Source organism: Gammaproteobacteria bacterium (assembly GCA_029882975.1).
Taxonomy (GTDB): Bacteria; Pseudomonadota; Gammaproteobacteria; order SZUA-152; family SZUA-152; genus JAJDNG01.
Genome location: JAOUJW010000032.1, coordinates 1 through 12,442 on the forward strand (window position 1 = coordinate 1; position 12,442 = coordinate 12,442).

At 47.8% G+C, this 12,442-nt stretch carries 13 protein-coding genes; 5 read left to right on the forward strand and 8 right to left on the reverse strand.

Translation table 11 applies throughout. The annotated features are described in order from the left end of the window. The coding region (locus OEY58_18595) for a hypothetical protein (protein MDH5327465.1) at positions 1-335 on the forward strand (335 nt) is incomplete at its 5' end. A gap of 749 nt (positions 336-1,084) precedes the next feature. Here the strand turns inward: OEY58_18595 and OEY58_18600 are convergent. Then, complete coding sequence (locus tag OEY58_18600) at positions 1,085-1,516, reverse strand: hypothetical protein (GenBank protein MDH5327466.1); 432 nt, start codon at positions 1,514-1,516, stop codon at positions 1,085-1,087. 487 nt (positions 1,517-2,003) lie between these two features. Between OEY58_18600 and OEY58_18605 the strand changes: the two genes are divergently transcribed. Genes OEY58_18605 through OEY58_18620 form a run of 4 tightly spaced genes read left to right on the forward strand, consistent with a single transcriptional unit; the run spans position 2,004 to position 5,344 of the window. After that, complete coding sequence (locus tag OEY58_18605; GenBank protein ID MDH5327467.1) at positions 2,004-3,413, forward strand: integron integrase; 1,410 nt, start codon at positions 2,004-2,006, stop codon at positions 3,411-3,413. Beyond that, positions 3,410-3,883: a DUF4442 domain-containing protein gene (locus OEY58_18610; GenBank protein MDH5327468.1), complete on the forward strand. Its 474-nt coding sequence runs from the start codon at positions 3,410-3,412 to the stop codon at positions 3,881-3,883. Before OEY58_18605 ends, OEY58_18610 begins: the two co-directional genes overlap by 4 nt. Positions 3,884-3,893: 10 nt before the next feature. Continuing rightward, a complete protein-coding gene (locus OEY58_18615; GenBank protein MDH5327469.1) occupies positions 3,894-4,895 on the forward strand; it encodes a nitronate monooxygenase in 1,002 nt (333 codons plus the stop codon). A gap of 47 nt (positions 4,896-4,942) precedes the next feature. Continuing rightward, positions 4,943-5,344 carry a hypothetical protein gene (locus tag OEY58_18620; protein ID MDH5327470.1) on the forward strand — a complete coding sequence of 134 codons (402 nt, stop codon included), beginning with the start codon at positions 4,943-4,945 and terminating at the stop codon, positions 5,342-5,344. Between the two features lie 10 nt (positions 5,345-5,354). Here OEY58_18620 and OEY58_18625 read toward each other — a convergent pair whose 3' ends face one another. From OEY58_18625 to OEY58_18655, 7 genes are all read right to left on the reverse strand, one after another. After that, positions 5,355-6,107 (reverse strand): glycosyltransferase family 2 protein, encoded by a 753-nt coding sequence (locus tag OEY58_18625; protein ID MDH5327471.1) that lies wholly within the window; start codon positions 6,105-6,107, stop codon positions 5,355-5,357. Positions 6,108-6,162: 55 nt separating this feature from the next. Next, positions 6,163-6,885 carry a 3-oxoacyl-ACP reductase FabG gene (gene fabG, locus OEY58_18630; GenBank protein ID MDH5327472.1) on the reverse strand — a complete coding sequence of 241 codons (723 nt, stop codon included), beginning with the start codon at positions 6,883-6,885 and terminating at the stop codon, positions 6,163-6,165. A 3-nt stretch (positions 6,886-6,888) separates the two neighbouring features. Further along, complete coding sequence (locus OEY58_18635; protein ID MDH5327473.1) at positions 6,889-7,335, reverse strand: phosphotransferase; 447 nt, start codon at positions 7,333-7,335, stop codon at positions 6,889-6,891. Continuing rightward, positions 7,332-8,117 carry a beta-ketoacyl synthase chain length factor gene (locus tag OEY58_18640; GenBank protein MDH5327474.1) on the reverse strand — a complete coding sequence of 262 codons (786 nt, stop codon included), beginning with the start codon at positions 8,115-8,117 and terminating at the stop codon, positions 7,332-7,334. The genes OEY58_18635 and OEY58_18640 overlap by 4 nt, the downstream gene beginning before the upstream one ends. A 23-nt stretch (positions 8,118-8,140) precedes the next feature. Beyond that, complete coding sequence (locus OEY58_18645) at positions 8,141-9,337, reverse strand: beta-ketoacyl-[acyl-carrier-protein] synthase family protein (GenBank protein ID MDH5327475.1); 1,197 nt, start codon at positions 9,335-9,337, stop codon at positions 8,141-8,143. A gap of 105 nt (positions 9,338-9,442) precedes the next feature. Then, a complete protein-coding gene (locus tag OEY58_18650) occupies positions 9,443-11,845 on the reverse strand; it encodes an MMPL family transporter (GenBank protein ID MDH5327476.1) in 2,403 nt (800 codons plus the stop codon). Positions 11,846-11,852: 7 nt separating this feature from the next. Next, entirely contained in the window at positions 11,853-12,419 is a 567-nt protein-coding gene (locus OEY58_18655) for an outer membrane lipoprotein carrier protein LolA (protein ID MDH5327477.1), read from the reverse strand. Between the last annotated feature and the right edge of the window lie 23 nt (positions 12,420-12,442).

Sequence of the window (12,442 nt, forward strand, 5' to 3'; positions counted from 1 at the left end):
TCAATAACATTATCTTTGCTCATGTGGTGTGCTTCCTTTGTCGTTTGTTTTTCAGCGAAAACAATTATACAACAAAGGGCACGCCACCCTTTCTAGGTGCTCATACACCAGAAATGATCATAACTCCACTGCAAGCGTCAAAAATAGGTAGGTACAAAATAATAACGCAAGCCAAGATAATACTTATACTCGTAAATACAAAAATCCAAAAAGATTTTCTTCTATTGTTTGGTTCTAGCACAAAATACCAGACTAAATTTAAACAGAAAGCAAATACCATTAAAGAGGCGATAACTAAATTATTTTCATATAAAACACAAAATAATCCAGATTGATCGTACCCTCCTTGGGATTTAATAGACAACAAATAATATACTAGCCCAACTAGAACCAACGTACTCAGAAAAATATTATACGTATTGAATATACTATTTTTAACCATGCTCACTTATAACGACACCCTCACCGGCACTTTGGAGCGGGGTGCTTTTTGTGGTAACTACCACAAAAAGTGCGCCGCGGAAATGTGTCCGAGTGCAGGGACTGGTTAGTAACCAATTCATTCATTGTTTCATTATTCTCTTACCTTACTTTCTAACAGTACTTACTATTTAGTCTTACACAACACATTCTCTGATATAGAATAGCGGTACGCCCAGCATAGGAAGCACAATTAATGAAACTATAAATAGAAATAAGAACAATAAAAAGCTCGAACTAAATAATGCTATCACATACACTAACTGCCTAATAGTTCCAGCGTTTTTGTAACGCCACTTTCGTTCTCTTGCAAAAACCAAGCATGTCGCAAATACAAAAAACATCGAAAGATACATTGTTCCATATGTTCGGAGATGAGAAATTTTACGGTCACATCCATCATTAAGCACGGAACCGTCGTATACCGCATAGCAAACCAAAAAAACAGATACAGCTAGCATTAAGTATACTGGTGTCTTCACAATCAATTTATGCTAACGCCGCATTCACCGGCATGCCGTAGCGGCGCACTTTTTGTGCGATTCTGCACAAAAAGTGCGCCGCGGAGGTATGTCCGCGTGAAATGGCTGGTTAGGATATTTTTTCATTCTTTTGCAAAGTCTTTTCTAATCCAGATATACAAACTAAACAGTTTGCCTATTGATTTGGCTTGATTTATCCACTCAATCACCTGATTTTGAGAATGATGCTGACAAAGAATATCATCATCTGCTTCTACCGATGATTTGAACATACTTTGCAACTCCATAAATTCATATGGGCCAATACTAACAAATTCGGCTCGTACCTTTATTTCGCGTAACCCACCAAATATTTTTCCAAAAAATCCTATTGGTTCATCCGGTTCAATAGTTTTTAACCTCCATTTATTACCATCTTTACCATAAAAAACTAAACTATTTAGTCTTTTTCGGTATAAAGATATGTAACTAATTGGTAATGATTTCCAATAACTACTATCTTTCAACATTGCAGTAAAACCGTGAGGCTCTATGGCTAAAATAGGATACTCCATCAACGCGCCCCTAACAGAGTTTTCGACAGTCCACGTAATTATACCTTTTATTATTTTTGTCAATATGCACAATCACGCGATCATTTCTTGAGCACACCCCTGTGCAACTTACCGCATTTACTGAGATCATTTGTAAATCTCCAAGAAACAATTGTTTATGGTCTTTATGTTTAGCACAGTTCTGTGGCACCTTCCAGTAATTTGATCAATTAGTCCACAAAGTTTGGTTGTTAGTCGATCAGTTTTGGGTTTGGTGTCATTGTGCATATTGAACTGCTGTATTTTACTTTTTATTACCTGTGTTCAATATGCCCTTTTGCATATTTTTCGGATTTGGGGATATAAGTTGGCCGAGACTCACATATTGCCTTAATAAACAATAGGTAACGGAAGGATGGTTGTTGTAGATAGGCGACTCATTTTAATATTGCCGCTGAGAAATACTGCAAGTTTCTTGATTTGAGTTTTTTGCCAAACAGGTGCTAATATGTGCACCTGTTCTAGTCAATCAGATCAGGATGAAACCATGGGCAAGAATTTGATGAGTCTCTATTTCGCACAACTACGACACCAGAAGTTGTCGCCCGATAGAGCTAGGTGGTATGTGAAACGCGTTGAGTTCTATTTAAAAGCTATAGCGATTCCGGTGGAGGAGCAAAACGTAGAGGATTTGGTGCAGTATTTGAACACCGTTAGTCAAAGCGGCAGAGTTTCTGACTGGCAGTTCCAACAAGTGGTGCAGGCATTGAGGTTGTTGTTGCGGGATACGGCTAAGTTGCCCTGGGCTAAGGAGTTCCCATGGGGATTTTGGGAGGAGTTGGCTACCAGTTTACCTTCATCTCACGCCACGATTGCCAGAGATGCTGATATAAGTACAGAGTTGTTGCAACAAATCCCAGAGTCATCGGTAAAAATTGTCAAGAAATTTCGAGACGGGTTTCCAGAGTTATACCAAAAGATGGTGGCACGTATGCGGATAAACCATTTTTCCATAAGAACGGAACATGCCTACATCCCTTGGGTTGCAAGGTATTTGCTTTTCCATTCCATGCAGAATCCGGCTGATCTGGATAAACACGCCGTAGTGTCATATTTGGAGTATTTGGTTGTAAAACGAAATGTAGCAGCCAGCACTCAGGGGCAGGCTTTGTGTGCGATTGTTTTCTTTTATAAACACGTACTCGGAATGGATTTGGGCGAGTTCGGTGATTTTTCTCGTTCCCAGAAACAAAAAAGACTGCCCGTGGTGCTGACAAAAGCAGAGGTCAGAGCGCTGTTGTCGCAGTTGGAGGATGATAAGATTTCTCTAATGGCTAATTTGCTGTACGGTTGTGGAATTCGTTTAATGGAGTGTATTCGACTGCGGGTGTTCGATCTGGATTTTGAATACGGACAAATTATCATTCGTAAGGGCAAGGGAGGAAAAGACCGGGTAGTGCCACTGCCCAAACGTCTTGTTGAGTCTTTAAAACAACAAGTTGAATTCGTAAAACAACTCCATGAAGAGGATGTAAAGGCGGGGTACGGTGAGGTGTATTTACCATTTGCGTTGTCTAGAAAATATCCAAATGCTGCGAAGGAATTGGGTTGGCAATACGTGTTCCCATCGTCTCGGCTTTCGGTGGATCCTCGCAGTAACATTGTTCGCAGGCACCATGTTCATGAGACTGTGTTACAGCGCTATGTGAAAAAGGCGGCAACCGAGTCCGGACTGGTGAAAAAAGTGAATTGTCACTCCTTGCGCCATTCCTTTGCCACGCACTTGCTGGAGAATAACTATGATATTCGCACAGTACAGGAATTGTTGGGCCATGCGGATGTATCAACTACAATGATTTATACGCATGTGCTAAATAAACCGGGAGTCAGTGTGTTGAGTCCATTGGATCAATTGTGAAAACTTCGCCGGGTGCATTACTGTTGCGCTGGTGGTTTCGGCTGGCGCCTTTACCTTTGGGAAAGCGATTGTTTAGCCGCCTAATTGGTATATTTGTTCCCTACAGTGCCACGATTGGTGCACGGGTGTTGGATTTTCGTGAGGGATATATCCGTTTGTTGTTACCGGATCGGCGCCGGGTACGAAATCATCTCAACAGCATTCACGCCATTGCCTTGGTGAATTTCGGTGAAATGTGCAGCGGTTTGGCGCTTATGAGCGGTATGCCATCTCATGTACGAGGGATTGTCACCCATATTAGTATTGACTATTTAAAAAAGGCCAGGGGTGACTTGCAGGCCCAGTGTGATGCGAGTTTTCCCCAGGTAAGCGCAGACATGGAACATATAGTTTTGGTAGATATAGTGGACGGTGTGGGTGAAGTGGTGGCCCGGGTCGCAGTGACCTGGCGATTGGGTTTGATAGCATGAGGTGGTGTTTGTGACGCAAGATTCTTCTCTCGCGTGGCGTTCTTTTTGCGAGTCTATAGGCATAACAATACCGGTTATTGGCGGTCCGATGTATCCGTGCAGCAATCCTGAACTGGTGGCAGCGGTGTCAGAGGCGGGGGGTATTGGTGTCGTTCAGCCTGTGACCATGACCTATGTCTTTGGGTATGATTTTCGCAGCAGTTTGCGATACATACGCAGCCTCACCCAAAAACCCATTGGCATGAACGCGCTAATCGAACAGTCGTCTGCGAGATATCGAGAGCGCATGGAAGACTGGATTCAAATTGCCCTGGAAGAAGGGGTGGCGTTTTTCATTACTTCTTTGGGTAAGCCGGATTGGGTTGTCGATATGGTGCATGCCCATGGTGGTTTGGTGTTTCACGATGTAACCGAGATTAAGTGGGCTGAAAAGGGCTTGTCCTGTGGTGTCGATGGTCTGATTGCGGTTAATAATCGCGCCGGGGGTCATGCAGGTGCTTTGAGTGCGCAAAGCTTGTGGGAGCAGTTATCGCCCTTGGGTGTTCCGCTGATATGCGCCGGTGGGATAAGTACGGGTGAAGAGTATACGCACATGTTGAATTTGGGATATGCCGGTGTGCAAATGGGAACGCGATTTATTGCCTCTCAAGAGTGTTCCGCCAATGAGGCTTATAAAGAGGCGATTGTGCGCTCCCAGGAAAAAGATATTGTTATGAGTGAGACCATTACCGGCGTACCCGTGTCGGTAATAGAAACTGAGCAAGTGAAACGGGCCGGAGTTAAGCCGGGCGCTGTGGCGGGCTGGTTGTTGGGCAGGAAGTCCACTAAACATTGGATGCGTTTGTTTTATGCCTTAAAGTCGATTCGCTTGTTAAAGAAGGCATTGCTGGATAGTAGTGGCAGGCGGGATTATTGGCAGGCAGGTAAGAGTGTGGCGGGGATTGATAGCGTTGAGTCGGTGTCGGCGATCCTGCAAGGGTTTGAGCAAACACGGAGAAACACGTTAGAATGATTTGGTCATTTTCTTCCCACGTCTCAGGGCAAATACAGGTGGCTGGAATGCAAGACTATGCTTTCAATCTATCCAAACCATTCTCTATAGTTTTGTTGTTGCTGATGCTGACCGCATGCAAAAGCCAACCCATCTATGAGGCTTTGGGGCGACCCATTCATACGCCGGCGCAGGTGAGCGAGCAGCGTATAGGGCAGTTGATTAAAGAGGCGGGCGAAATTGTTGGCTGGAAGTTTAAGTACGGAGCTAAAAACGAACTCATTGGTAGAATCAATTTTCCGCGCGGTGCCATGGCCGAGGTTAGTGTCACTTTCAGCAAATCAATGTATGAGATACGCTATAAAGACAGTGCTGAATTACGTTATAACGGTAACTCCATTCATGCCACCTATAATAAAACCGTACGTCGTTTGGATGAAGCCATTCGAATTAAATTGAACACTTGGTAGAGCGGGGCTCCTAAATCTTAGGGCGAGTGTTCAAAGCCTTTATAAACCCCACCGGGTACAATCCCCACTTTATAATTTTCCAGGCAATCATGAGTACGATTTTGCTAATATCCGCAACCGGTTTGAAGTGACTGGGGCGGGCATCGGCGTGGTAGGTGGATACAATCGGTTTGACTACTACCGGGTGACCGTGGCGCACTGACTCTATGGCGATTTCACTTTCAAATACAAAGCTGCGGGAGCGGTGGTGGGGAATGCGCAGTTTACTGATCAGTTGGGCGGGATAAACCCGAAAACCGGATTGACTGTCCGATACCCATTGCCCCGCAGCCCAGGAAACCCAAAAGTCCGCAAAATTGTTGGCAAACAAGCGTGCTTTAGGAGCGTTTTCGCGATTTTTTAACCGGGCACCGATGATGAGGCAGTTGGGATTGTCCCGACTTTTTGCTATCAGCTCAGGTATTTCAGCCGGGTCGTGCTGACCGTCCCCGTCCAGGGTGATAACGTAGTCGTAGCCTTTTTCCATAGCGTGTTGCAGGCCTCGCCACAGGCTGGCAGCTTTGCCGCAGTTTTGTTCGTTTTGTAGAACTTCCACGGAAAGATCGTGTAGTTGTGCGACAGTGTCATCACTGGAGCCGTCATCGACAACGATGACTTTGTCGGTGTGCGCCAATGATTTTGCAACCACATTATGAATGGTAGCAGCTTCGTTGTAAGCCGGAATAAGTACTGCGAAGGTGGGAGCTTTACTACTTTGATTCATAGACGTTTAACTGTTCCAAACGGTGGCGTTGGAGTTTGGCTTAAACCGGTGCCTTTTAAACCATAGCACCGTTAATGTTAATAATTTGCCCGGAAATATACGCGGCTTGATCTGACGCCAGAAAACTCACTAAAGCGGCCACTTCTTCCGGTTTGCCGGCACGTTTCATGGGCACCATAGCCTTAATGGTTTTGGCATCAAATACCCCTTCGGTCATTTCCGTTTCTATAATACCAGGGGCAACGCAGTTAACAGTGACGCCTCGGGAAGCCAGTTCTTTGGCCAGGGTCTTGGTGGCACCATGCAGTCCTGCCTTAGCCGCCGCGTAATTGGCTTGACCTCGATTGCCAGTGATACCTGCAATGGAGGAGCTGTTAATAATTCGCCCCCAACGAGTTGCCATCATCGGCAGTAACAGGGGTTGCGTAACATTGAAAAACCCGTTGAGTGAAACTTGCAGTACTTTGTCCCATTGTTCGGTGCTCATGCCGGCCATGGGGGCATCACTATGGATTCCGGCGTTATTGACCAGAATCTGGATCGGATTTTTTTCCGCCAGTTCGGTCAAGAGGCACCGGGTTTGTTCCGCATCGGTAACATCAAAGACAATGCTTTGTGCCTGGCCGCCTTCGGCTTCGATAGCCTGCACCAATTGCTCAGCTTTATCTTTGTTCTGGTTGGCATGAACGTAAACTTGATGGCCATCTTGGGCCAGGCGCCTGCAGATTTCCGCGCCGATTCCGCCGCTGCCTCCCGTTACCAATGCAACCTTACTCACGGCTTAGCCTTGGGTAATGACGGTGGCACGAGCGGAACTGATTACGCGGTCTCCGGCCATGATTTTGAACACATACATAAGATTACCATCGCCGGCCATGAGCTGTTTAGCGGAAATCACCAGGGTTTCTTCCACGTCATCAATACGGGGGACTAACAATTCTACGTCACGCAATGCCGCCAAATAACCGGGCTTAATAGATTGGCCATATTGTTTGGCTAATAGGCCGCCGTGTACTGCCATCGCTTGGGCCCCATACTCCATAGTATGGACGCTGGACAATTGATTGTTTCGTCGTAGAGGATTGTCCTGTGATTGGTGTGAACGGCTGATACAAGAGATGCTATCGTCGGTCCAATCCCTAACACCGTCCAACAAACACATGATGCCGGAATGAGGAATCAAATCACACAGCTCATCCCGTGTTACCTTGATGGCCGGTCCTGTCATGATAAGGTCACCATTAATGAATTTCCTCCTACATAAGGCAGTACAGCGGTTTGTTTTGAGGTGCAGATGGCTTCCAGCAAGCTTAACGCGTGTCCGCTGGGGTTGCTTTGACGCAGGGGTTCCAGCGCTGCATTGTCCAGCGAGGAAGGAGTCGCGGTCTGATTCAATTGCAGCGATATGATCGCCTCGTTCTCACCGTCAGTCTCATGGCTGATCAACAAGGCGCATGCCAGAGGCTCGGTTACGGGAACAAAGGGTTGCAATGATTCGGGTGCAGGGTAATCGTAGCTGATCATCAAAACGGGTTTGTGCTCTGTCACTGCGATGGTGGTTGCCTCCAGTAAGCCGGATGCAAACGACGCTGTACCGGCTGACAAACTGGTGGAAGATTCCCGGCATTCGGTGGCAATGGCCCAATATCCTGCCGGTGCGTTATGTACGGAGTTGTGAAATTGTGTGGGTGATACCGGTTGGTCCGGTAGTGTCAAAGCCGTGCAAATTTTATCAATAATATCGGTATCGCCTTCGGATGAAGCAAACACGGCACACAAAGAGTTTTGTGGATAAGGGCAATCATCCAGAATTTGTTCGCCAACTTGTAAAGCCAATTTTATGAGATTCGTGGTACGCCGTCTTTCATTGGGGCGCAGCAGGTTGGGCACAAATTTGTCCGGTGGTCTTTTTTCAAAGGTTTGCTCGCCGGTAAGGACTTGACGACACTGCCCCCAGTTGGTGAGGCCTGGAGCGATGATACCGATTTTTTTTATAGAAGCTTTCAGCATAGTTTTACCTGTAACCTGGCACTTTAGCTGGAAATGCCGGCTTTGCCAAACAGCAAGCTGCAATTGCTGCCGCCAAACCCGAAAGAGTTACTCATCGTTATGTTTATTTTACCGGCTTTGTTGTCCAGCAGTACTTGTGCGGACAGGGCAGGGTCAATACTGGTGGTGTTTAAGGTGCCGGGCATAAAATTATTTTCCATGGCCAGAAAGCAAAACACGGCTTCAGTGATCCCTGCGGCACCCAAGGTGTGGCCTGTCCAGCCTTTGCTGGAGCTACAGGGTGTAAATGTACCAAAAACCTGAACGACGGCGTGATCTTCCGCGCTGTCGTTGGATTGGGTGGCGGTGCCATGAAGGTTAATGTAGTCCACTTTATCTGCCTGCAATTCGGCTGTTTCCAATGCGCGCTGCATGGCCAGGGCCGCCCCCTCGCCCTGTGGGTGGGGCGTAGACATATGGTACGCGTCACTGCTTTCTCCGTAGCCCAGCAGCTCCAGTGCCTGCGCATTATCACCATTGGGTTTTTCCAGCAGGGCATAGCCGGCGGATTCTCCAATATTAATGCCGTTGCGTCCGCCGTCCCAGGGACGACACTTTTGCTGTGAAACCAGTTCCAAAGAGTTAAAGCCCAATAAGGTGGTTAAGCATAGGCTGTCTACACCACCGACAATGGCGGCGTCACACAACCCGGCTTGTATATAACGGCTGGCGCTGGCGAAAACTTTGGCACTGGAAGAACAAGCCGTGGATATAACAACAGCAGGCCCTTGCAGTTGTAAATATTGTTGAGTGAACCAGGCAACGGAAAACGTATTGTGGCTTTGTTGGTAATTAAAATCTTTCGGTAGGGCATTGGCTACCAAATCTCGATGCTTGTAAGCTCGCTCGGTTTGTTGAATACCGGAGGTGCTGGTACCCATAAACACGCCAATACGGTGTGCGCCATAGCGTTGACGCGCTGCCGCTATCGCTTCTGCAAAGCCATCCGCCTGCATACCGGCAAGCGCTAGACGGTTATTGCGGCAATCAAATTGGGCTAGAGCGCCGTCCACGGGTTGCTCCAGGGCGACTTGGCCGATCCAGGTCTCCAAATGGCAGTCGCTGAAGTCGCAGCTGCTTAGGCCACTGCGTTTTTGTTGCAATGCGTCCAGATTGGCCTTCAAGCCGGTACCCAGCGAGTTCACTGTGGTGTAGTGGGTGATTTTCAACACTTGATTCATGCCGCTATAGCCGTTGTGTAAATGTCAGCAGATTTTAAACCGTTAAAACCATTCGTCAAATTCAATTTGCGCAATAGCCCTGTTATCCGCTCGGATTTAAGTTGGTTATTTGTTAAACAAGCGACGCGTTTGCGATAGGGACAGCGCAAATACAAAGCTCAGTAAAACACCTACAGACACGGTATGGCCCATGTCTTTGAGTACGGGAATGTGGGACAGGGATAAAAGGCCAAACACGGTAACCGTGGATATACAGCATACCGACAGTGCGTGAAAGGTGCGTAATTTTTCCTGAATGTCGACTTCATTACGATTAAAAAACAAACCATAGTCTATACCAATTCCAAATACCAGCAGTACCGCCACCAGATTAAACAGGGACAGAGGCATATCGAGAGCAATCAACAGCGCCATGACACAAACAATGGCAGCGCCTACCGGTAACGTGGCGGCGACCAGATAATCCCAGGAACGCAATCCCAACCATAGTACCACGATGATGGCCAAAATGGCCCATTGCATTCGTGACAGAGTTTCTTGGCGAAAACTGCTGACCAGGATATTGCTGGTTTGTTTTAAGTTGAGATAATAAACCCCATCCAGATCTTGTTGTTGGAACCACTCGGTGAGTTTCTGCGGCTGTCGGGCATCGTACAGTATCACCACAGCCGTCCAGTGATCCGAGCGTTGAAACAGCAGGGAGCTGAGTTTTAAACCCAAGGCACTGTTTTGCAGATGTTCCAGCGTTAGGGCGGGTAGTGTTTTGCTGTCGACAACGGATTGCACAAAGGGCTCAAACTGGCCGTCTCGAAACGGCATGCCTTGAACGGCGGCAGTGAGCTGTTGTCGCAGCATAAGTTCGTCGGGCAATAATGCCTGACGTTGAGTTTGGGTTTTTACGCTGGGAAGGTAATGGCTGGCCATATCAACAGAGGCTACGATGCCGGCCGTTTTCAATTCCCGCAATTTTTGGTCTAATTGTTCCGATTTTTGCAGCACCGTCTCAGCGCTGGTATCACTGATTAAGACCATATGGTGTACATCCGGCGCGCCCAGTTCCGCGCGCAGTTGTTTATCCAATTGCAGTTTATCTTTCGGCAAGGGGCTTAGCGCGGATAGATCATTTTGCCATATCGTTTTATCAGTCAATGTAATATATCCGCAGGCAGTAATTGCCAAAATGATCATACCCAAGGTGGTTTTAAATCCCGGCTGTAACATCCGAGCGAAAATCCCGTCCGGAGCAAGAACACCATTTGTCTGTTGTGCGGTTTTCGGTACGTAATAGGCGGGAAGCACCGCCGGGACTACCCAGCGGGTAATGGCCGCTGCAGCTAACAGCCCAATAATGGCAAACCACGACAATTGCGCCAAGCCGCTGAAATGGGTAAAGGCCATGGCTAAATAGCCCGTTGCGGTAGTGACCACACCCAAGCGCAAGGTGGGCCAGATGCGTCCAATGTTGTAAGTAACACTGCGCGGTGGCTTTAAGTGGCTGAACGCATGGATAGGGTAATCAATGGCTACCCCCAGTATGGTCACGCCAAATGCGAGGGTGACTCCATGGATCTGCCCAAAGGCAAGGATCACTCCCGCTGTGCCGAAAAGTATGCCGGAGACCAGCGGTAATGCGCTGATTAAAGTTAGGCTCACGGAGCGGTAAGCCAGTAGTAAAATCAAAATGACGGCGATGCCGGCTGCTGCGCTTAGTAAAGTGATTTCTTTTTCTATTTTTTTGCGTGATTGAGTGGCAAAAACGCTGCTTCCGCTGAGGGTCAGGGTGTAGTTTTGCGCTGGAGTCCCTTGGTCGAGGGACTGAAAAATTTTCCCAATAGCGGTAATATTGCGCTCCTGCGCATCCAAATCAAACCCTGGTGCCTGTGTCTGTAACATCAACAATGCTTTGCGGTTATCGCCGGAAAACCATACGCCATATTGGGTGTTGGTGTTTTGTTGCGGTTGCAGGCTGTCTACAATAGTGCCCAGTTCATTAGTGGGGTCCTTGGTGAAAGTGCGCTTGTTCATCATGCCCATGGGGGAACTCAATTCCAGCAAGCGCCGCTCTAACAGGGCGCGCAATGAGGGGGTCTGAAAGCGTTCTTGATTTATCTGGTGGCTGAGCAAATAGCGGTATTGAAACAACAGTCGCTGGTCTTGTTTGTCCTGTTTCGCCGGCATGCCATTATCCACCCGGTTGAATCGTTCACTCTGTTTCAGTTGTTTGGCAAACTCGCGACTCAGTTGTGCCAATGTTTGGATGGTTTGTTGAGTGACTGGGGAGTGAGGGTCTTTGGCTTCAATGGCGAGTAGCAGCAGGCGCGAAGCGGCACCTTGGTTTAATTCTTCCAGTAATAGTTTTTCCGCAGGCGTTTTGGCGTCTGGCATAAACTGCGCCATATCCGTGCTCATATGGGCGCGGGTAAACAATACCCACAGGCTAATGGCAATGGCGATAAGCCAGAGGGCTATGGGGATGTAGCGGTGCTGACGGGGCTCGGTACCGGTCACTGGCGGCTCAAAGCGTCATGCCGTGATCACTGACCGTCATGATACTGCGGTCACCGCCGGCCTCCAGCGTTTCTACGCGATGCAGTTGGGTGCCACTGCCGTGCAAAGTCATGGCATCCACATAAGTCAGCATTTCTTCATCCAATGGATTCAGTTTCAAGGTCCAGGCCTTGCGGTTGCCGGAAAGGGATGCCTGATAGAAGTTTTTCAGGGTTTTAATATTACCCGATAGCGTTGAGCGCATGGCTTCCACCAGCGCATGTATCGGGGGGAATTGGTACAGCACCAGACGACGCTCCTTTTGACCTTCGGTTTTCAGGCGCAGGTTGTCTTTTTCCACAATGAAGTAACCCGGAAGCGGTTTTTCGCTGCGCCGTTCAATATAGTCCGGCGCCTTGTAAACCAGTTTGCCGGAGGATACCAGGGGTTTCGTGGTGATGGAGCGATGTTCGACCAACTCATAACGGGCACTGGAGGACTTCACTTGGGCCATCGCCTCCATTAAGGTTTCCAGATTCCAAGCCGATGCTTCCGGCTCTGCGCTGGATGGCGTAGAGCTGTACAGACAAGCCACAAGGACTGTTGTGGCGAATATCC

Excerpts from the sequence above, each read along its gene's own strand:
- OEY58_18600 (MDH5327466.1), bottom strand. The coding sequence starts at position 1,516 with ATGGAGTATCCTATTTTAGCCATAGAGCCTCACGGTTTTACTGCAATG.
- OEY58_18605 (MDH5327467.1), top strand. The coding sequence starts at position 2,004 with ATGTGCACCTGTTCTAGTCAATCAGATCAGGATGAAACCATGGGCAAG.
- OEY58_18620 (MDH5327470.1), top strand. The coding sequence starts at position 4,943 with ATGCAAGACTATGCTTTCAATCTATCCAAACCATTCTCTATAGTTTTG.
- OEY58_18625 (MDH5327471.1), bottom strand. The coding sequence starts at position 6,107 with ATGAATCAAAGTAGTAAAGCTCCCACCTTCGCAGTACTTATTCCGGCT.
- OEY58_18635 (MDH5327473.1), bottom strand. The coding sequence starts at position 7,335 with ATGACAGGACCGGCCATCAAGGTAACACGGGATGAGCTGTGTGATTTG.
- OEY58_18640 (MDH5327474.1), bottom strand. The coding sequence starts at position 8,117 with ATGCTGAAAGCTTCTATAAAAAAAATCGGTATCATCGCTCCAGGCCTC.
- OEY58_18645 (MDH5327475.1), bottom strand. The coding sequence starts at position 9,337 with ATGAATCAAGTGTTGAAAATCACCCACTACACCACAGTGAACTCGCTG.